Origin of the sequence: Sphingomicrobium sediminis, assembly GCF_023805295.1 — a bacterium.
Classification (GTDB): Bacteria; Pseudomonadota; Alphaproteobacteria; order Sphingomonadales; family Sphingomonadaceae; genus Sphingomicrobium; species Sphingomicrobium sediminis.
Window position 1 is genome coordinate 20,350 of sequence record NZ_JAMSHT010000001.1, and the last position, 20,493, is coordinate 40,842.

At 63.4% G+C, this 20,493-nt stretch carries 20 protein-coding genes; 8 read left to right on the plus strand and 12 right to left on the minus strand.

Annotated elements, in window-relative coordinates:
- Position 1 precedes the first annotated feature (1 nt).
- Genes NDO55_RS00065 through NDO55_RS00095 form a run of 7 tightly spaced genes read left to right on the plus strand, consistent with a single transcriptional unit; the run spans position 2 to position 8,348 of the window.
- A complete protein-coding gene (locus NDO55_RS00065) occupies positions 2–1,504 on the plus strand; it encodes a tryptophan halogenase family protein (RefSeq protein ID WP_252111219.1) in 1,503 nt (500 codons plus the stop codon).
- A complete protein-coding gene (zwf, locus tag NDO55_RS00070; protein WP_252111220.1) occupies positions 1,504–2,922 on the plus strand; it encodes a glucose-6-phosphate dehydrogenase in 1,419 nt (472 codons plus the stop codon). Before NDO55_RS00065 ends, zwf begins: the two co-directional genes overlap by 1 nt.
- Complete coding sequence (gene pgl, locus NDO55_RS00075) at positions 2,915–3,616, plus strand: 6-phosphogluconolactonase (protein WP_252111222.1); 702 nt, start codon at positions 2,915–2,917, stop codon at positions 3,614–3,616. Before zwf ends, pgl begins: the two co-directional genes overlap by 8 nt.
- Before the next feature lie 9 nt (positions 3,617–3,625).
- Positions 3,626–5,431, plus strand: coding sequence for a phosphogluconate dehydratase (gene edd / locus NDO55_RS00080; protein WP_252111224.1), 1,806 nt, complete (start codon positions 3,626–3,628; stop codon positions 5,429–5,431).
- Positions 5,428–6,405 carry a glucokinase gene (locus NDO55_RS00085; RefSeq protein WP_252111226.1) on the plus strand — a complete coding sequence of 326 codons (978 nt, stop codon included), beginning with the start codon at positions 5,428–5,430 and terminating at the stop codon, positions 6,403–6,405. Before edd ends, NDO55_RS00085 begins: the two co-directional genes overlap by 4 nt.
- Before the next feature lie 14 nt (positions 6,406–6,419).
- Complete coding sequence (gene eda, locus NDO55_RS00090) at positions 6,420–7,016, plus strand: bifunctional 4-hydroxy-2-oxoglutarate aldolase/2-dehydro-3-deoxy-phosphogluconate aldolase (protein WP_252115470.1); 597 nt, start codon at positions 6,420–6,422, stop codon at positions 7,014–7,016.
- A gap of 3 nt (positions 7,017–7,019) precedes the next feature.
- Positions 7,020–8,348 (plus strand): alpha-amylase family glycosyl hydrolase, encoded by a 1,329-nt coding sequence (locus NDO55_RS00095; protein ID WP_252111228.1) that lies wholly within the window; start codon positions 7,020–7,022, stop codon positions 8,346–8,348.
- Between the two features lie 41 nt (positions 8,349–8,389).
- Here the strand turns inward: NDO55_RS00095 and NDO55_RS00100 are convergent, their stop codons facing one another.
- The 9 genes from NDO55_RS00100 to NDO55_RS00140 form a co-directional block, all read right to left on the minus strand.
- Positions 8,390–9,964 carry an MFS transporter gene (locus NDO55_RS00100; protein ID WP_252111230.1) on the minus strand — a complete coding sequence of 525 codons (1,575 nt, stop codon included), beginning with the start codon at positions 9,962–9,964 and terminating at the stop codon, positions 8,390–8,392.
- Positions 9,965–10,051: 87 nt separating this feature from the next.
- Positions 10,052–11,104 carry an NAD(P)-dependent alcohol dehydrogenase gene (locus tag NDO55_RS00105; protein ID WP_252111232.1) on the minus strand — a complete coding sequence of 351 codons (1,053 nt, stop codon included), beginning with the start codon at positions 11,102–11,104 and terminating at the stop codon, positions 10,052–10,054.
- 54 nt (positions 11,105–11,158) lie between these two features.
- Entirely contained in the window at positions 11,159–12,001 is an 843-nt protein-coding gene (locus tag NDO55_RS00110; RefSeq protein ID WP_252111234.1) for an HpcH/HpaI aldolase/citrate lyase family protein, read from the minus strand.
- Positions 12,002–12,451, minus strand: coding sequence for a MaoC family dehydratase (locus tag NDO55_RS00115; protein ID WP_252111235.1), 450 nt, complete (start codon positions 12,449–12,451; stop codon positions 12,002–12,004).
- A 17-nt stretch (positions 12,452–12,468) separates the two neighbouring features.
- The gene (locus NDO55_RS00120) at positions 12,469–12,774 is read right to left on the minus strand and encodes a hypothetical protein (protein WP_252111237.1); all 306 of its coding nucleotides are present in this window, start codon (positions 12,772–12,774) and stop codon (positions 12,469–12,471) included.
- Positions 12,775–12,805: 31 nt separating this feature from the next.
- Complete coding sequence (locus tag NDO55_RS00125) at positions 12,806–15,115, minus strand: transketolase (RefSeq protein ID WP_252111239.1); 2,310 nt, start codon at positions 15,113–15,115, stop codon at positions 12,806–12,808.
- A 48-nt stretch (positions 15,116–15,163) separates the two neighbouring features.
- Entirely contained in the window at positions 15,164–15,352 is a 189-nt protein-coding gene (locus NDO55_RS00130) for a YgaP family membrane protein (RefSeq protein WP_252111241.1), read from the minus strand.
- Between the two features lie 69 nt (positions 15,353–15,421).
- On the minus strand, positions 15,422–16,381 hold the full coding sequence (locus tag NDO55_RS00135) for a calcium/sodium antiporter (RefSeq protein WP_252111243.1): 960 nt from the start codon (positions 16,379–16,381) through the stop codon (positions 15,422–15,424).
- 37 nt (positions 16,382–16,418) lie between these two features.
- Positions 16,419–16,811, minus strand: a complete 393-nt coding sequence (locus tag NDO55_RS00140; protein ID WP_252111245.1) for a winged helix-turn-helix transcriptional regulator — start codon at positions 16,809–16,811, stop codon at positions 16,419–16,421.
- A gap of 96 nt (positions 16,812–16,907) precedes the next feature.
- Here NDO55_RS00140 and NDO55_RS00145 point away from each other — a divergent pair, with 96 nt between their 5' ends.
- Positions 16,908–17,471 (plus strand): FMN-dependent NADH-azoreductase, encoded by a 564-nt coding sequence (locus NDO55_RS00145; RefSeq protein ID WP_252111247.1) that lies wholly within the window; start codon positions 16,908–16,910, stop codon positions 17,469–17,471.
- Positions 17,472–17,474: 3 nt separating this feature from the next.
- On the opposite strand, the gene NDO55_RS00150 is transcribed toward NDO55_RS00145, so the two are convergent.
- The 3 genes from NDO55_RS00150 to NDO55_RS00160 all read right to left on the minus strand — a co-directional run bounded on the left by NDO55_RS00150 (position 17,475) and on the right by NDO55_RS00160 (position 20,489).
- Complete coding sequence (locus NDO55_RS00150) at positions 17,475–18,125, minus strand: dioxygenase family protein (protein WP_252111249.1); 651 nt, start codon at positions 18,123–18,125, stop codon at positions 17,475–17,477.
- 88 nt (positions 18,126–18,213) lie between these two features.
- Positions 18,214–19,485: a dihydrolipoamide acetyltransferase family protein gene (locus tag NDO55_RS00155; RefSeq protein ID WP_252111251.1), complete on the minus strand. Its 1,272-nt coding sequence runs from the start codon at positions 19,483–19,485 to the stop codon at positions 18,214–18,216.
- Positions 19,485–20,489: an alpha-ketoacid dehydrogenase subunit beta gene (locus NDO55_RS00160; protein WP_252115472.1), complete on the minus strand. Its 1,005-nt coding sequence runs from the start codon at positions 20,487–20,489 to the stop codon at positions 19,485–19,487. The genes NDO55_RS00155 and NDO55_RS00160 overlap by 1 nt, the downstream gene beginning before the upstream one ends.
- Between the last annotated feature and the right edge of the window lie 4 nt (positions 20,490–20,493).

The following is a 20,493-nucleotide window of genomic DNA, read 5'->3' on the forward strand; positions in this document are numbered from 1 at the left end:
CATGCACCCCGGTTCGATCACGATTTTGGGCGGCGGGACGGCAGGCTGGATGGCCGCCTGTCTCGTCCAGAAGCAGTGGCCGGCTTGTAAGGTCCGCCTGATCGAAAGCTCCAAGATCGGGATCATCGGGGTGGGGGAGGGCTCAACCCCGCAGATGAAGGCATTCTTCGATGCGATCGGGGTGACCGAGGCCGAATGGATGCCGCGCGCGCATGCCACCTACAAGGTCGGGATCCGCTTCGAAGATTGGTCGGGAAAACCCGGTTTCGACCACTATTTCCACCCGTTCCCGAGCGAACTGGACGTGCACACGGCCGGCGAGTTTTTCCACCAGACGCAGCTTCGCCGCGGTGGCCTTGCGGTCGACGCGCATCCGGACCGTTTCCTGCTGCCCGGCCTGCTCGCCGACCAGAAGAAGGGGCCCCAAGCGTCGGCCAATTTCCCGTTCGAGGTCAGCTATGGCTACCATTTCGACGCGCATGAAGTGGGGTCATTCCTCAAGGACATCGCCACAGAGCGCGGGGTCGAGTGGATCGACAATGAAATTGCCGACGTCGAGGTCAGCGAGGACGGGGACGTCGCTGCTTTGGTCGCCAAGGATGGCGAGCGGTACGAGGCCGACTTCTTCTTCGACGCGTCGGGCTTTCGCGCGATGATCATCGAGCAGGCGCTAGGTGCAAAGCATCTCGGCTTCGGCGACAATCTTTTCAACGATAGCGCGGTGGTGATGCCGACCGACGTTGCCGAGGGCGGCCCAGAATGCGCGACGCGCGCGATCGCGATGAAGGCGGGCTGGCGCTGGTCCATCCCGCTCACGCACCGCACCGGCAACGGCTATGTTTTCTCATCGCGCTACATCGATCCCCAAGATGCCGAAGCCGAGCTTCGCGGTGCCTTGGGTCTCGGCGACGATGTCGAGGCGCGGCATCTCAAGATGCGTTGCGGGCGCCTGGAAGAAAGCTGGAAAGGCAATTGCCTCGCGGTGGGATTGAGCCAGGGCTTCCTCGAACCCCTGGAAGCGACCGCGCTGCACATCGTGCTGGCCACCGTCGAAGGGTTCATTGCTGCGGTCGATCGCGGCGGGCTCGATCCCGCCACCCGCGAACAATTCAACAGCGACCTCGGTGCGCGCTACGAGGGCATTCGCGACTATATCGTCGCCCACTATCGCACGGCGCCGCGCCGCGACACGCAATATTGGCAGGAAACTGCGGAACATGACCGCCTGTCGGACAGTTTGAAGCAGGTGATGACAGCTTGGTTCACGGGCCAGGACCTGGCGCAGGAAGTCGCACGACAGGGGATCGCCACCTATTACAATGCAGCCAGCTGGCATTGCCTGCTCGCGGGCTATGGCAATTTTCCCGATGTTGCGCGATTGAAGGAACCTCCTGTAGAGGTGCCGGCAGCCGATATGGGAGCGCTCACAAATTTCCTGTCGGCATGCGCGATGAATTATCGACCGCATAGCGAAATGCTGGCGGCACTGAATGAGGGGCAGTGATGCGATCTTCGACACTCTTGCTGTTCGGGGCGACCGGCGATCTGTCGCGGCGCATGCTGCTGCCCTCGCTCTACGGCCTGTTCGCCGACAAGCTGTTGCCCGAAGATGTGCGCATCGTCGGGACGGCGCGCAGTAAGCTTTCCGACGAGGAATTTCGCGAAAATGCCATCGAGGCGCTCCGCGAACGCTTGCCCAAGGATTTTTATAACGAGATCACCGCGCGCAAATTCGCAGCGCGCCTGTCCTATATCCCGGTCGATGCGACCACGCCCGAAGGCTACGACAAGCTGGCCGAGGCGATCCCGATCGAGAAGGGCGTCAGCATCTTCTTGTCGACCGCGCCGAGCCTGTTCACGACGGTGATCCAGAATTTGAAGCGCGTCGGCCTTGCCGGCGAAACGGTGCGCCTCGCGCTCGAAAAGCCGATCGGTTCGGACCTGCCGACGAGCTGCGAGATCAACGATGCCGTGGCGGCCGCCTTCCCCGAAGAGCGGACCTTCCGCATCGACCATTATCTCGGCAAGGAAACCGTCCAGAACCTCTTGGCGCTGCGCTTTGCCAACTCGATCCTCGAGCCGGTCTGGAATGCCGGACATATCGACCATGTCCAGATCAGCGTGTCGGAAACGGTCGGTCTGGAAGGGCGTGCGGGCTATTATGACGATAGCGGCGCTTCGCGCGACATGCTCCAAAACCACATGCTCCAGATGCTGGCGTTGGTCGCGATGGAGCCGCCCGCCGACTATGCGCCCGAGGCCGTGCGCGCCGAAAAGGTGAAGGTGCTGAAGGCCCTCCGCCCGATCATGCCCGACGCAGTGCAAAAGGACGTCATCCTCGGCCAGTATGACGAATATGCGGGCGAGCTTGGCAAGGAAAGCGACACCGAGACCTTCATCGCGCTGAAGGCCCATGTCGACAATTGGCGCTGGGGCGGGGTGCCCTTCTACCTGCGCCACGGCAAGAAGCTCGAGACGCGAAAGACCGAGATCTACATCCAGTTCAAATGCGTGCCCCATTCGATCTTCTCGAATGTCGATGCGCGCATGGATCCCAACGAGCTCATTATCTCGATCCAGCCGACCGAGAATATTCGCCTCAAGCTCATGACCAAGACGCCAGGTCTCGACCGTGGTGGCATGAGCCTGCGCGAAGTCCCGCTCGACGTGACGATGGAAGGGGCTTTTTCCGACTATCGACGCCGCATCGCCTATGAACGGTTGATGCTCGACCTGATCGAGGGCGATCCGACCTTGTTCGTGCGGCGCGATGAGGTCGAGGCGCAATGGGCCTATATCGACCGGCTTCGCGCCAGCTGGCTGACCGCCAAGATGACCCCCGACCCCTATACGTCGGGAAGTTGGGGGCCTAAGGCCTCCACCGACTTCATCAAGAGCGACGGAAGGGAATGGAATGATTGAGGCCGAGTGGTGGGATTATGATGATCGCGAAGAGATGGCTGCGGCCGTCGCGGGCGATATCGGCTTCATCATCGAATCCGCCATCGACGCGCGCGGCGAAAGCCTGCTCGCCTTTCCGGGCGGCGGTACGCCCCAGCCTATTTTCGAGAAGCTGGCGCAGAAGCAGTTGCCGTGGAAGCGGGTCACGATCATCCCGGGCGACGACCGGCTGGTCCCCGTCGACAACGAGCTTTCCAACATCCGCGCCATCGCGCAGGCGATGATCTCGACCGGTGCGCGCATCTATCCGATCGCGACCGAGAACGACGATTATGTCATGGCCGGCCACGCCGCCAATGCGCGGCTCAAGGACCTCAAATGGCCGCCCGACCTGGTCTGGCTGGGCATGGGCACGGACGGGCATACGGCCTCGCTCTTCCCGGGTCCCGATCTCGATGCGGCGATGGATGCGCCCAAGGCGAACCTTGCCATGGGCGTCCATCCCGACCCGATGCCGCCCGAGGCACCGGTCGACCGCGTGACGCTGACCCGCGCCGGCATCCTTCAGGCGCGCACCATCATCGTGACCATCACCGGCCAGGAAAAGCGCGACATCCTCGAACAGGGGCTGGAAGACGGCCATTCGTCCAAGCTGCCGATCGTCCGCGTGCTGGCCGAGAGCGAATTCCCGATCGACATTCACTGGGCACCATAAAGAGAGCCAATGGCGACACTCGACCCCCGCATCGCCGCGGTTACCGACCGCATCAAGGACAAGAGCCGCAAGGGCCGCGAGGCCTATCTGAAGCTCATGGACGAGGAGGGCGAACGGGGGATCGACCGCACGCGCCTGTCGTGCGGCAATTTCGCGCACGGTTTTGCTGCCAGCGGCGACGACAAGAAGGCGATCCGCACCTTCAGCGGGCCCAATATCGGCATCATCACCGCCTATAACGACATGCTGAGCGCGCACGCGCCTTACTATCGCTATCCCGAACAAATGAAGGTCTGGGCGCGCGAGGCCGGCGCGACAGCGCAGGTTGCGGGCGGCGTGCCCGCCATGTGCGACGGGGTGACGCAGGGCCAGCCCGGCATGGACCTGTCGCTCTTCAGCCGCGACAATATCGCCATGGGCGTCGCCATCGCGCTCAGCCACGGCATGTTCGAGGGTGTGGCGATGCTCGGCATTTGCGACAAGATCGTGCCGGGCCTGCTGATCGGTGCTCTACGCTTCGGCCATGTGCCCGCCATCCTCGTGCCCGCCGGCCCGATGCCGTCCGGCCTCGCCAACAAGGAAAAGCAGCGCGTCCGCCAGCTTTTCGCCGAGGGCAAGGCGACCAAGGAGGAATTGCTCGCCGCCGAAAGCGCCAGCTATCACGGCATGGGCACCTGCACCTTCTATGGCACCGCCAACTCCAACCAGATGATGATGGAGATGATGGGGCTGCATATTCCGGGCGCGGCCTTCGCCAATCCCGGGACCAAGCTGCGCCAGAACCTCACCCGCGCCGCAGTGCATCGCATCGTCGAGCTTGCCAACAACAAGGCGCGGCTGTGCGACACGGTCGACGAGCGCGCCATCGTCAACGCCGCCGTGGGACTGATGGCAACGGGGGGCTCGACCAACCACATGATCCACCTGCCCGCCATTGCGCGCGCGGCGGGTATCAGTTTCGATTGGCAGGACCTGGCAGATTTGTCGGCCGCGGTGCCGCTCATCGCGCGTGTCTATCCCAACGGGTCGGGCGACACGAACGACTTCCACCATGCCGGCGGGATGGCGTTCGTCACGCATACGCTGCGCGAGCATGGCCTCGTCCACGACCTGCAGCCCGCCGGCCATGACGACTTTGCCGCTTATGCGACCAATCCGGTCGAGGATGGCGAGGGGCTCAAGTGGGAAAAGGTCACCGAGAGCTCGAACGACACGATGCTGCGCCCGGTCGGCCAAGCATTCCAGCCCGATGGCGGGATGCGGCTCCTGTCTGGAAATCTCGGCCGCGCCTGCTTCAAGACCAGTGCGGTCGAGAAGGAACGCTGGACCATCGAGGCACCGTGCCGGATTTTCGAGGACCAGCCGAGCGTCGTGAGGGCTTTCGAGGATGGCGAGCTCGACAAGGATGTCGTCGTCGTCGTGCGCTTCCAGGGCCCGCGCGCCAATGGCATGCCCGAATTGCACAAGCTGACGCCGCCTTTGGGCGTGCTGCAGGATCGTGGCCACAAGGTCGCGCTCGTTACCGATGGGCGCATGAGCGGCGCTTCGGGCAAGGTGCCCGCGGCCATCCACTGCTCGCCCGAAGCCAAGGGCGGCGGTCCGCTCTCGCTGCTGCGTAATGGTGACATGGTTCGCGTCTGCGCCGAAACTGGCACTCTGTCGACCGACGCCGACCTTTCCGCGCGTGAACCCGCGCCCGTGCCGCGCCCACCGATCGGGACGGGCCGCGAGCTGTTCGCGCTCTTCCGCCACCATGCCGACGAAGCCGAGAAGGGCGGGTCGGCCATGCTCGACGCCATGGAGGCCGAACTGTGACCGAGAGAATTGCCGTCGCCGATGTGGGCGGCACCCATGCCCGTTTCGCCATTGCCGAACTGGACGGCCAGCAGGTTGTCAGCCTGTCCGAGCCCGTCACGCTCGGCACCAACGACCATGCCAGCTTCCAGACCGCATGGCGCGATTTCTGCGAGCAAAATCCGGGACCGGAGCCGCGTGCTCTGTCGATCGCCTTTGCCGGGCCGGTCGATGGCGAGGTGCTGAAGCTCACCAACAATCCCTGGGTCATCCGCCCCGCGCTGGCCAAGGAAAAGCTCGACATCGACGCCTTCTGCATCGTTAACGATTTTGCCGCGATCGGCCATGCCGTGGGCGCGCTGCCCGACGATGACTTCCTCCACATCACCGGTCCCGAAGGGCCTTTCCCCAAGCATGGCGTGACCAGCATCGTCGGCCCCGGCACCGGCCTTGGCGTCGCGCAGCTGCTGAAGACGCCCGAGGGGCATATGCATGTCATCGCCACCGAAGGTGGGCATGTCGATTTCGCGCCGCTGGACAGCCTCGAGGACCGTATCCTCCAACGCCTGCGCAAACGCTATCTGCGCGTCTCCATCGAGCGCGTCGCCTGCGGTTCGGGCCTTGCCAACATTTACGAGGCATTGGGGGCGATCGAGGGCAAGCCGATCAAGGAAATGGACGATATCGAGCTATGGACCGCAGCGCTGGAGGGCCGCGACCCGCTCGCCGCCGCCGCGCTCGACCGCTTCTTCCTGACGCTGGGCGCAGTGTCGGGCGATCTTGCGCTTGCGCATGGCTCCAACGCCGTCGTGCTGGCCGGCGGGCTCGGTTATCGCATCCGCGACCGTTTCGAAAATTCAGGCTTTTCTGGGCGCTTCATTGCCAAGGGCCGCTTCGAGCGGCGCATGCAGAAGATCCCCGTCAAGCTCGTCACCCATCCGCAGCCGGGCCTCTATGGCGCCGCTGTCGCCTTCGCCAAGGAGCATCTTACGTGAACATCGAAGACATCATGACCATGGCCCCGGTCATTCCGGTGCTGGTGCTCGACGAGGATGGACCCGACCCGGTTGCTTTGGCCGAGACACTGGTCGAGGCGGGCCTCCCAGTGATCGAGGTGACGCTGCGCACCGAGGGTGCGTTGCAGGCGATGGAGAAAATGGCTGCGGTCGAAGGCGCGATCCTGGGTGCGGGCACCGTGCTCAACCCTGTCGCGCTCTACGAAGCCGTCGATTATGGCGCCGAATTCATCGTCTCGCCGGGCATGACCGATTGGGTCGTGCGCGCGGCGCAGGACAAGAATGTGCCGATCCTCCCGGGCGTCGCCACGGCTGGCGAGATCATGCGGGGGCTCGATCTCGGGCTCAACCATTTCAAATTCTTCCCTGCCGAGGCCAATGGCGGTCTACCTGCCCTCAAGGCGATTTCAGCCCCGCTTGCGGGCGCCAAATTCTGCCCCACGGGTGGTGTCCGCGCCGATACGGCGGCCGAATGGTTGGCCCATGATGCCGTGCTCTGCGTCGGCGGCAGCTGGATCCTGCCCAAGGGCGAAAACGATCTCGAGAAGGTCGCCGAACGGGCCCGCGCCGCCGCTGCCCTGGGCGCCTGATCCATGGCCCATCCCTCGCGCGCCCATGTCGATTGGTCGCGCGATGCGGTCGTCTACCAGCTCAATACCCGCCAGTTCACCGACGAAGGCACGATTGCAGCCGCTGCGGAGCACTTGCCGCGGCTGGCCTCGCTCGGGGTCGATATCGTCTGGCTGATGCCGATCCACCCGATCGGCGAGAAGAACCGCAAGGGGAGCCTTGGTAGCCCCTATGCCATTACCGATTACATGGCAGTGCGCGAGGAGTTGGGGACGCTCGACGATCTCACGCGCTTCGTCGATTCGGCCCACGGCCTTGGCCTCAAACTTATCATCGACTGGGTCGCCAACCATACGGCGTGGGACCATCCGTGGGCGAGCGCGCATCCCGACTGGTACAAGAAGGACTGGAAGGGCGACTTCGTCTCGACGCCCTTCTGGGATTGGACCGATATTATCGACCTCGACTATTCGGCGCCGGGGCTTCGAGCGACGATGAAGGAGGCGATGCTCTATTGGGTGCGCGAGGCCGATATTGACGGCTATCGCTGCGACGTCGCCCATTATGTTCCGCGCGATTTCTGGGAGGATGTGCGCGAGGCGCTGGAGGCGGTGAAGCCCGTCTGGATGCTCGCCGAGGGCAATGCGCGCGACCTGCATGAAGAGGCATTCGACGCCACTTATGCGTGGGAGTGGCAGAAGCCGCTGCGCCGTATCGGTGCGGGCAAGGCAGACGCCACGGCGCTCTACGAATATTATTCGGAAAATGCCTCGATGTGGCCCGCCGATGCGCAGCGCATGTTGTTCACCACCAACCACGACCAGAATACATGGGATGGCTTGGCGCAGGAGCTGCTGGGTCCGGCCTATCGCAATGCGCTGGTGCTGATGTTTGCGAGCGAGGGTATTCCGCTCGTCTATAACGGCCAGGAGGCAGGGCTAGACAAGCAGCTTGCGTTTTTCGAGCGCGATCCGATTGCGTGGTGCGAGCATGAGGATGGTGATTTCATCCGCAACTGGCTCGTCTTTCGCAAGGCGCATCCCGCGCTCCACAACCGGCCCTGGGGCGGGCGCATGGTGCATGTGAAGAATAGCGACGAGGCCAAGGTATTTTCCTTCGCCCGCCTGGCCGAAGAAGACGGCGTACTCGTCGCGCAGAATTATTCGGGCGAGGATGCCGAGATCGAGCTGGGCGATGTGCCGCATACCGGGCGCTGGTCGGTGCGCTGGACGGCCGACCCCATGGCCGATCCGTCACGCAGCGTCTTCGGCGGCGTGGCCCCGCGACCCATCGAGAAGGGCGCGACGCTCCACGTGCCGGCCTGGTCGAGTCTCGTTTACGTCCTCTCCTAGTAAAGGGGCTGGCCCTGAAAGCCTGGCGCTCTTTGCCCCTCCTAGTGGAGGGGCTGGCCGTGCTTTTCCTTCCAGAAAATCAGCGCGCAGACGACCGATAGACCGATGAAGAAGATCGGGTACCAGAGGCCCGCATAGATATCGCCGGTCGCTGCCACGATGGTGAAGGCTGTGACGGGGAGGAATCCGCCGACCCAGCCGGTACCGACATGGTAGGGCAGGCTCATCGCTGTATAGCGGATGCGCGTCGGGAACATCTCGACCAACGCAGCGGCCATCGGGCCGTACAGCGCGGTCGCGGCGATGGTGAAGACGATCATCCAAAAATAGAGCGTGGTCCAATCGACCTCGTCCATGTTGGCGGCGAGCGGGTAGCCCGCTTCGCGCAAGGCCGTGTCCAACTCGGCCATGTCGACGGTCCCGGCTTCGGCGACTGCGATGACGCGATTGCCGATCCCGATCATCGTCGTGCCATCTTCGCTGGCAACGCGGGTATAGCCCACGCCGCTGTCGATCACGGCCTTTGAGGCGATGTCGCAGGCGGCGGTGAATTCGGCGGTGCCGGTCGGGTTGAACTGGCTGGTGCAGCTGTCGAGATTGGTCGCGATGACGACCGGGCTTTCGGCTTGCGCGCGCGCCAACTGCGGGTTCACGGCATCGGCGATACCGGCAAAGCCGGGCATGAAGGCGACAAGGCCGATCAGCATGCCGCCGACCATGACGGGCTTGCGCCCGACCTTGTCCGACAGCCAGCCGAAGAAGACGTAGAGCGGCGCGGAGATGACGGTGACGATGAGGATCAGCCAGTTCACCTCGGCCCCCGGCATGCCGAGATTCTTCTCGAGAAAGACCTGCGTGTAGAAGAAGGCGCAATACCAGAGCGCACCCTGAGCAGCCATGAAGGCGAAGAAGGCAGTGAGCACCTGCTTGGCGCTCTTTTTCTCGGCAAAGGCTTCGCGCAGCGGGGTCGAGGTGACCGCTCCTTCATCCTTCAGCTTCTGGTAGGCAGGGCTCTCATTCAATTTGAAGCGCATCCAGACCGAAATACCGAGCAGGAAGATCGAGACGAGGAAGGGCACGCGCCAGCCCCAGTCGAGGAAGGCTTCCTCGCCGATGGTGGTGCGGGTGAAATAGATGACAAGCAATGCAGCGATGAGGCCGAAAGCCGCCGAAGCCTGGATCCAGCCGGTCGCGGCGCCACGCTTGTCGTCGTCGGCATGCTCGGCGACATAGATGGCCGCGCCGCCATATTCGCCGCCGATCGCCATACCCTGGCAGATGCGCAGGATGATGAGCAGGATGGGCGCGATCAGCCCTGCGCTGGCATAGGTCGGCAGCAGGCCGATGGCGAAGGTCGCGCCGCCCATCAGGCTGACGGTGATGAGGAAGGTCGCCTTGCGACCGATCCGGTCGCCCATAGCGCCGAAGACGATGGCGCCAAGCGGTCGGAAGGCGAATCCGGCGGCGAACAGGCCGAGCGCTGCAATCACGCCTGCCGTATCCGAAAGCCCCGAGAAGAAAACTTGCCCGATGACGCTCGCCAGCGCGCCGAAGATGAAAAAGTCATACCATTCGAACGCAGTCCCCGCCGACGATGCGGTGACCACTTTCGCCATGGACCAAGGCTTGGCTTGCGACACGGAAAATCCCCCCAATAGTCAATTGGTGGACAGGCTTAGCGCCTCGTCTGGGGGAGGCAAGCCCTAGCCTCGGGCGCTATTTTCCACGTCGATCACGAAGCGGTGCGGAATGTCGCCCTTGGTAAGCGTCTCCCAGGCATCGGGGATCTGTTCGCCCTTGATGAGCTCGATTTCGGGCTCGATGCCGTGTTCGGCGCAGAAATCCAGCATTTCCTGCGTTTCGGCAACACCGCCGATTGCGGAGCCGGCAACGGCACGGTTGCCGAAGATGAGGTTGAAGCCGGACACGCCGGGCAACGGCTCGAGCGCACCGACAATGACCAATGTCCCGTTGGGCCGCAGCAGGGCGGCATAGGGATCGATGGGGTGGGTGACGGGGATCGTGTCGACGATGAGGTCGAACGAGGCCGTAGCAGCGCCCATAGCGGCTTCGTCGGTGGAGACGAGCACGTGGCTCGCGCCGACCTTCTTGGCGGCCTCGGCCTTTTCGGGCGAGGTCGTCAGTACGGTGACCTCGCCGCCCATTGCCGCGGCAATCTTCACGGCCATGTGGCCCAATCCGCCAAGGCCTGCGACGGCGACCTTGGTGCCGGGCTTCACGCCCCAGCGTTTCAGCGGCGAATAGGTCGTGATGCCGGCGCAAAGGAGCGGCGCGGCCTTAGACATCTCCATGCCGTCGGGGATCTTGCAGACAAATTCCTCGCGCACGAGGACATGGTCGGAATAGCCGCCCTGCGTGAGTTCGCCATGCCGATCGGGTACGCCATAAGTGAAGGTCGCGCCCTCGACGCAGAACTGCTCTTGGTTGCCCTTGCAGAATTCGCATTTCTGGCAGCTGTCGACCATGCAGCCGACGCCGACACGGTCGCCAACCTTGAAGTTCTGCACATCGGGACCGACCGCAGTGACCGTGCCGACGATTTCGTGGCCCGGCACCATGGGATAGTGGCTCATGCCCCAGTCGTTATGGGCGAAATGCAGATCGCTGTGGCAGATGCCGCAATGACTGATTTCAACAGTGACGTCATTCGCACGCGGGTCGCGGCGTTCGAACTGGAGGGCGTGGATCGTGTCTTCGGCGTTCTCGACGCCCCAACCATGGGCCTTGCTCGGCATGCCTTGTCTCCCGCTATGTCAGACCTCCGACATAGGGGATCATTGAGGCGATAGCTATCGCTTTGCGCGCGCGAGCAAATTCTGGGCCTGAGTGAGGTGAGGCCGGTCGACCATCTTGCCGCCAACATCAAGGACGCCGGCACCAGGATCAGCGGCGAAAGCGTCGACGATCGCCTTGGCGCGCGCCACTTCGGTGTCGGACGGCGTGAAGGCGTCGTTGATGATCGGGACTTGCGCCGGATGGATGGCGAGTTTGCCGGTAAAGCCTTCGCTGGCGGCAGCGCGGGCCTCTTCCTTGAGACCGTCCAGATTGCGGATGTCAGTATGCACGCCGTCGATCGGCTGGGCCCCGGCGGCGACCGCGCCAGCAAGGCAGAGCGAGCGCGCCATCTGGTAGGTGAAAGCGAGGCGTCCGTCGCGATCATACTTGGAGCGTGCACCGAGCGCCGAGGACAGGTCTTCGGCGCCCCAGCTCATCGCGGCGAGCGGGGCCTGCGTCCCGGCATAGGTGCCGAGGTTGAACAGGCTGGCCGGCGTCTCGGTGACGATGGCGTGGATAGGGATCGAGCCGGTCGAGTGCGACAGGTGGACGAGGTCCTCCGCGCTCTCTGCCTTGGGTAGGACGATGCCTTCGAATTCGGCATTGCCGAACAGCTTCAAGTCCTCGCGATGCTCGGGCTCAAACATCGGATTGACCCGCACCCACCAGCGAGGGCCGCCATCGCGCGCGCCCAGGCCTTTGAGGATGTCGCGGGCGAATTTCTTGTTCGCCGGCGCAACGCTGTCCTCGAGATCGAAAATGATCGCATCGGCATCGCCTTGCAGCGCCTTGTCGATCTTCTTCTCGCTGTCGGCAGGGACGAACAGCCAGCTACGCGGCGGGGGGAGGTCGGACATTTAGGAGGACTTTTTGAGCAGCGCCGAGCGCTTGAAGGTGAGGACGGTCTCATCGCGCTGGTTGATGGCGCGATGTTCCCAGGTGACGATGCCGGCCGTGGGGCGGGATTTGCTTTCGCGTAAGGCAACGACCTCGCTCTCGATGCGCAGCGTGTCGCCGACGAAAACGGGCTTGGGAAACTTCACTTCGTCATAGCCGAGATTGGCGACGAGCGTGCCGAGCGTGGTTTCGGCGACCGAGATTCCGACCGCAAGGCTGAAGGTGAAGCAGCTATTGACCAGCGGCTTGCCGAATTCGGTATCGGCAGCGGCCTCATGATCGAGGTGCAAGGGCTGCGGATTGTGGGTGAGGGTGGTGATGAGGAGATTGTCCGTCTCGGTCACCGTGCGCGTGATCGGGTGCGCGATGACATCGCCCATCGACCATTGATCGAAAAATCGTCCTGACATGGGGCTTGGCTTAGCGTTCAGGCGGCCTTGTCACAAGCGGCGTTGCTCTCGCGTGTGGCCTCGATGGCGGCGGGCAGCAGCTTCATCTTGAGGTCGTGCATGCCGATGCCGTCGACGGCGTCCTGGCGGTCGTCGGCGCGCACCACATTGGCGATATGGCCGAGGATCTGCATGACGATGTCGATCGTCTGCAGGCTGGTGCAATGCTTGGTGATAACGTCGATATCGCCCGAAAGCTCATCGCCCATCACTTCGAGAAGCTTGCGCGCTTCCTCGATTTCGTGGGCCAGGCTCGCATCGAGCATGTCAGGTGTCCGGGACATGAGAATCGGGAGTAAGCCGAGAGGGTTAAGATCAGGTGAGCAATATCTCGGCCATCGCCTCGGTGATCGCCGCGCCGTCGAGGCGGTAGGTGGCGTAGAGGTCGGCAAGGTTGCCGGTCTGGCCGAACCGCTCGACGCCGAGCGGCGCAACGCGGTGGCCGGAGACGCCGCCAATCCATGACAGAGAGGCGGGCGCGGCGTCGCACAGGGTGACGAGGCCGGCGCGCGGGCTGAGTGGAGCCAGCAGGCTCTCGATATGGCTCGGCTGGCGATTGCCGTCCCAACGGGCAGCCTGCGCCGCAGTCCAGCCGCGATGCAGCAGATCGGGCGACGTGACGGCAAGCAATCCGAGACCCGGAATATCAGCGCTCAGTTCCTCATGCGCGGCGATGGCTTCGGGCATGAGTGCGCCCATTGCGACGATGGCGGCTTCGGCGCCGTCGGCGGGCTTCCTGAGCCAGTACCCACCTTCAAGCGCGGCTTGCTGCCAGTCGTCATCCTCGCGCACCGGCTGGTCGACCGGGCGGGTCGAGAGGCGCAAATAGGTGCTTTCGCCGTCGGGGTCGTCGATCAGGCGGAAGGCATGCTCCATCATCGCCGCCAGTTCATCGGCATATGCGGGCTCGTAATGGCGCAGCCCCGGCTGGCCGAGCGCGATGAGCGGCGGGTTGATCGACTGGTGCGCGCCGCCTTCCGGGCCCAGTGTCAGTCCCGAGGGCGTGGCGACCAGCAGGAAGCGCGCATCCTGATAACAGCCATAGTTGAGGCTATCTAAACCACGCGCGATGAAGGGGTCGTAGAGCGTCCCGATGGGGAAGAGCCGTTCCTGCCAATGATCGCCGGTGAGGCCCGCGGCGGCAAGCATCAGGAACAGGTTGGATTCGGCGATGCCGAGCTCGATATGCTGGCCCTGGTCTGTGGCGCCCCATTTTTGCGCGCTGGGAATCTTGGCCTTGGCAAAGACGTCTTCCATCGCCGCCCGCTTGAACAGGCCGCGCTGGTTCACCCAGCCGCCAAGGTTGGTCGAGACGGTGACGTCGGGCGAGGTGGTGACGATGCGGTCGGCCAATTCGCCGCCGGCCTTCGACAGGTCCATCAGGATGCGGCCGAAAGCAGCCTGCGTCGATTGCTCTTCCCCCTCAGGGGCCGGAAGCGCCGGGATGGGCACGCTGCCGAAGCTGCGGTCGCGCTTCTCGCGGCGGATGCGGGTTTCCTCCAGCACCGCCTCGACCTTGGGCACCATATTGTCGGACAGGCCCGCGAGGCCCGTCCATTCATCGCCCTTGGCGATACCGAGATCGTCGCGCCACGCCTCGATCTGCGTCGGGTTCATGAGGCCGGCATGATTGTCCTTGTGCCCCGCAAAAGGCAGGCCATAGCCCTTGACCGTCCAGGCGATGAAGAAGGTCGGGGTGTCGTCCTTCTTGGCCTCTTCGAATGCTTCGACCAGCGTCTCCATGCAATGGCCGCCAAGGTCGGTCATGATGTCGCCGAGGCGTTCGTCGTCATGGCCTGAGAGGAAGGCATCCGCTTTCTTTCCGAGGTCGGCGGTCATGCGCTCGCGCCATGCCGCGCCACCCTGATAATGCAGCGCGGAGAAATCGGCGTTGGGGAGCGTGTCGAGCCATTCGCGCACGACCTTGCCGCCCTTCGCCTTCAGCGCATTTTCGAGTTTCTTTCCATAGCGCAGTTCGACCGTCTTCCAGCCACAGGCGGTGAAAATGTCGTCGAAGCGCTCGAACATGCGGTCGGCGCTAGTCGCATCGAGACTTTGGCGGTTGTAATCGACGATCCACCAGAGGTTGCGCACGTCATGCTTGGCACCCTCGATGATGGCTTCGTAGATGTTTCCTTCGTCCAGTTCCGCATCGCCGATCAGGGCGACGAACCGGCCGCGTTCGTCCGCGCCAATCTTGCCCTTGGCGGTGAGATAATCCTGCATGAGCGACGAGAAGAGGGTGATGGCGACCCCAAGGCCGACGCTGCCGGTCGAGAAGTCGACGGGTATCGCGTCCTTGGTGCGGCTGGGATAGCTTTGCATCCCGCCAAGGCCGCGGAAGTTTTCGAGCATCTCGCGGCTTTGCGAGCCCAGCAAATAATGGATTGCATGCAGGATTGGACCGGCATGCGGCTTCACCGCGACGCGGTCCTCGGGGCCCAGCGCGTGGAAATAGAGCGCTGCCATGATGGCGCTGATCGAGGCCGAGCTCGCCTGGTGCCCGCCGACCTTTACCCCGTCCACCTTGGGTCGGATGTGGTTGGCATTGTGGATGGTCCAGCTTGCCAGCCAGCGCAGGCGTTCGTCCAAGGCGGCGAGGGCGTCGATATCGGGCTTGCTCATGGATAGCAGCCCTAGTCGCTTGAACCGCCCCCGCCAAGCAGGGTCGCGTCAGCTCGCCCGGCAGCTATTGATCCCGAGCAGGCGATAGGCGGGGCAGAAGCTCACCAGCGCCGTGCCGATAAGGATGAGGCCAAGCCAGCCCCAAGGCGTCTGAGGGCCTACGAAAACCATCGCGACGAGCACCAGCCCGACGATGATGCGAAGCGTGCGATCAAGCGATCCGACATTCTTTTTCATTTCGTTCTCCAGTTCATGGTGGACGTGAAGATCATTGGCGCCTGTCCGCTGGCCCCGCATTGATGCGCGTCAAATGCTCTGGAACACCAAGACTGCGATGTAAGCGCAATAGCCAAAGACGAGCGCGATGCCCTCGTGCCGGTGGATCGTCCAGCCGGTGCGCAGGAAGGCCATCAGGAAGGCCGTCGTGCCGACCAGCACCCAGATGTCGAAGTTGGCGATCTGTGGCGCGATGCCGAGCGGGTAGACCCATGCAGTCAGCCCGAGGATTCCGAAAATGTTGTAAATGCAGCTGCCGACGACGTTGCCGAGCGCAATGTCGGGCTGTTTCTTGAGCGCGGCGGCAGCGCAGGCCACCAGTTCGGGCAGGCTGGTGCCGACCGCGACGATCGTGAGGCCGATGACAGCCTCGGAGACGCCCCAGCCGCGGGCAAGCTCGATTGCGCCGCCAACCAGCAGGTCCGCGCCATATATTACTGCCGCTATCCCGCCGACCGTCTCGAGCACGAGGAAGGGAATCGCACGCTTGGCGTCGGGCTTTTGGGTCTCGGCGCTTTCGTGGCGTTTGGCCTCGGCATCGGGGCTGCGCGTGTCGGTGTACCAGGCACCGATCATGTAAACGATCAGCAGCACGAACAGCAGGATTCCCGACAGGCGGTCGAAGCCGCCCAGCAGCACGCCTGCCATCACGACGAGCGCCCCGACCGACATGAAAAAGCCGTCGCGGAAGAAGGCGCGGCGGTCGATGGGGATGTTGATGATGATCGCGCTGACGCCGAGGATCAGCAGGATATTGGCGATGTTGGAGCCGATGACATTGCCGACCGCAATGTCGGGCGCCCCCTTGAAGGCGGCGGAAAGGCCGGTGACCAATTCGGGCGCCGACGTGCCGAAACCGACGATGACGAGGCCCGCCAGCAGCGGCGATACGCCAGCACGGCGGGCGATGCCGACCGTGCCGCGGACGAGGAATTCGCCGCCCGCGCTCAACAGCACGAACCCGGCGAGAATGGCGAGCCAAAGGGTCATGCAGCGGGGCTAGCGCGGCGTTGTTACGATGACCAGCCTAATCCTCTTCGCGCGCGTCGTAGCGCTCCTGCGCGGCGCGGATGCAGTCTATATGTTCGATCGCCCAGTCGCCCAGCGCCTTGACCGGTTCGCGAATGCTCTCGCCCAGTTCGGTGAGTTTGTAATCGACCCTTGGCGGGATGGAGGGCGTCACCGTACGGTTGACGAGCCCGTCGCGCTCGAGCCCGCGCAGGGACCGCGTCAGCATGCGCTGCGAAATGCCATCGATCTCGCGCTTCAGTTCGTTGAAGCGGCGCGATCCGGTCGCCAGCACCATGACAATCAGCATCGACCATTTGTCGCCCACGCGATTGAGCACCGGCGCGACATTCTTGCAGCCCGCAAGGTGCAGGTGCTCGACCGTTTCGTCCATCACATCGGTATCAGCCATGTGCCTCATCCCCATATTTGTGCCGTCTTGCGGCGGAACTTATAGTTACAATATGCGTCTTGGTATCAAACAGGAACCAAGAAAGCGAGTCCCCCGATGACCACCATTCTTCATGTCGACAGCTCCACCCTCGGTGAAGGCAGCGTCACCCGCGAATTGACCGCTTATGCGGTCGAGCGTTTCAAGGCGCACCATCCCAATGCCAAGGTCGAGCGCCTCGATCTCGTCGCCGACCCGATCCCGCACCTCATGGGTCGTCCCGAGGACCAGAGTTTTGCCAACCAGCTGAAGGCTGCCGACACCATCATTATCGGCGCGCCCACGTACAATTTTACCATTCCGACGCAGCTCAAGGCCTGGTTCGACCGCCTTGCCATTGCCGGCGAGACCTTCCGCTACACCGAGAATGGCCCGGAAGGCCTCCTCAAGGACAAGCGCGTGATCGTCGCTATCGCTTCGGGCGGTGTCTACGAGGAAGGTCACAGCTTCGAACATAACCAGAGCTATGTCCGCGCCTTCTTCCAATTCCTTGGGCTCGAGGCGGAATTCGTCGTCGCCAATGGCGTGGCTATCAGCGCAGACAGCAAGCTGCAGGCGATCAGCAAGGCCAAGACCGGCATCGACCAGCTCGCCGCCGCCGACGAGCCAGTCGACGCCTAAAGTCTAGCCGAAGGGCAGCACGACGTCCCAGCGCAACGCTTCGACCGCGCCCTCGAGCGGGTCGGAGCGTTTCGCGACGAGCAGCGAGTCTTCGGCAATATCCTCGAGCGCATTTTCCTTTTCGCCTGGGAAGTACATCTGCGTCGTCAGGCGGCTTTGCTGGCCATCGATCGTGAAATGAATGTGGCGAGGTCGCAGGAATGTGCCAATGCCATAGATTGCAGGCTTGATCGTGCGGAAGCGGTAGCGCCCTTCATCATCGGTCATCAGCACCGCCGATCCCTGGAAGTGCGGATCGAGCGGAATGTCCTCGCGCGTATCGCCGGCATGATCATAGCGACCCGCCGCATTGGCTTGCCACAGGTCGAGCTTTGCACCGACGATCGGATCGCCATTGGTATCGACCACGCGACCGAAAATATCTAGCAGGTCGCCTGCCGCACGTTCGCTATGACCTTCGATCATTGTGAGGTCGGCATCTTGGTCGAGCGGGCGGACCACCGGATAGAATGGTCCCAATTGCTGCGCCGGTGTCGAGCCCATCATGGATTCGATAATCTCGTCGATCTGCTGGTCCTGCGCCAAGAGCGGCGCGCCCACGGCAATGCCGAGGCCGCCCGCAATCATGCGGCGGCGCGAAAGCATAGTCTTCATATGGCTGTCCCCCTGCCAGTTGAGTCGCAATGCGATACGCAACTTAACAAGGATTAAGCATGCGCCGCGGGGAGGCGGCTGGCAAGCCCTAGGCCGAAAGCAACCGGATCGGGTTCTCGATGAAGGTACGCAGGTGCTGGAGGAAGCTTGCCGCATCCCAGCCGTCGACCACCCGGTGGTCGCACGACAGCGACAGGTTCATCTTCTTCTTCGCCACCAGCTCGTCATCCTCGATGACGGGCAGTTCCTGCATCTTGTTGACGGCGATGATCGCGACCTGCGGCGGGGTGATGACAGGGGTCGAGGTGATGCCGCCCATCGGGCCGAGCGAAGACAGCGAAATCGTCGCGCCCTGAAGGTCGTCGCGGGCGATCTTGCCCGAACGCGCTTCCTCGGCGAGGCGGTTGATGTCGCTTGCGAGCTGCCACACGGACTTTCCGTGCGCATCCTTGATGACCGGCACCATCAGGCCGGCGTCGGTCTGCGCGGCCATGCCGAGATGCATCGGGCCGTGGCGGGTGATGACATTGGCATCATCGTCATAGGTCGCATTGAGCATCGGGAAATCGGGCAGCGCCTTGGCCATCGCGGTGATGATGAAGGGCAGGACGGTCAGCTTGGGACGATTGCCGCGATCGGCATTCATCATGGCGCGCGTTTCCTCGAGCGCGGTCATGTCGAAATCGTCGACCAGCGTGAAATGCGGGATCTTGCGCTTGGCTGCCTGCATATTCTCGGCAATTTTGCGGCGCATGCCGACGACCTTGATGGTCTCGTCCTTGCGCGGCGCGCCGCCGCCATGGCTGACGCTGCCGCCATTGTAGAGGAGATAGGCGTCGAGATCGGCGTGACGGACGCGGTCGGAAGTGGTTTTCACCTCCGACAGGTCGATACCGAGATCGCGCGCACGCTGACGCACGGTCGGCGAAGCGAGCACCTTCTCGCCGCTATGGGCGGGCTCGGGTTCGGGCTCCGGCGCGGGCGCGGGGGCCTTTTCCTCGACGTCGACGGTCGGGATTTCTTCTTCCTGCGCTTCGGTTGGTTCTTCGGCGCCGTCGGCCATTGGGGCTTCGTCCTGGCTCTCGACCGGCGCGACATCTTCCTGCGCGGGCGCTTGGCCCTCGACCTCGATTTCGACCAGCACCGATCCGATGGGGATCATATCGCCGACTTCACCGGCCAGCTTCACGACCTTGCCCGCGACCGGGCTTTCCATCTCGACGGTGGCCTTGTCGGTCATCATGTCGGCAAGGTGCGCATCTTCCTCGATCATGTCGCCGACCTTGACGTGCCAGTCGACGATCTCGGCCTCGGCAATGCCTTCGCCAATGTCGGGGAGCTTGAAGTTGAAAATAGCCATTATTGAGCCATCACTTTCTCAAGAGCTTTCTTGATCCGGGCAGGGCCGGGGAAATAGGTCCATTCGTAGCTGTGCGGGTAGGGCGTGTCCCAACCCGTCACGCGCTCGACGGGCGCTTCAAGATGATAAAAGCAGCGTTCGGTGACCAGCGCGCTTAGCTCGGCGCCGAAGCCCGAAGTGCGCGGTGCTTCATGAACGATGAGGCAGCGGCCGGTCTTCTTCACCGAAGCCTCGATCGCTTCGATGTCGAGCGGCACGAGCGTGCGCAGGTCGAGGATTTCGGCGTCGATGCCGGCCTCTTCCATCGCCGTCTTGGCGACATGGACCATGGTGCCATAGGCGAGCACGGTCAGCGCTTCGCCCTCGCGGACGACATTCGCCTTGCCCAGCGGCACGGTATAGTGGCCCTCGGGCACTTCGGCCTCGGGGCGCTTGGCCCAAGCCTCGACCGGCTGGTCATGATGGCCGCCGAAGGGGCCGTTATAGATGCGCTTGGGCTCGAAGAAGATGACGGGATCGGGATCCTCGATCGCGGCGAGCAGCAGGCCCTTGGCGTCGTAGGGCGTCGAGGGCACGACGACCTTCAGGCCCGCAATATGCGTGAACAGGCTTTCGGGCGACTGCGAATGGGTCTGGCCGCCGTAAATGCCGCCACCATAGGGCGAGCGGATGACCATCGGCATCGTCCATTCGCCCGCGGTGCGATAGCGCATCTTGGCGACTTCGCTGACGATCTGGTCGTAGGCCGGGTAGATATAGTCGGCGAACTGGATTTCGATGACGGGCTTGAGGCCATAGGCGGCCATGCCGACCGCGGTGGCGGCGATCCCGTTTTCCGAAATCGGCGCATCGAACGCGCGTTGCTTGCCAAATTCCTGTTGCAGGCCCTCGGTCACGCGGAAGACGCCGCCGAAATAGCCAGCATCCTCGCCGAAAACGACGATATCCTCGTCGGCGCGCATCGCGACCTTGTGGGCGTCGTTCAGCGCCTGGATCATGTTCATTGCG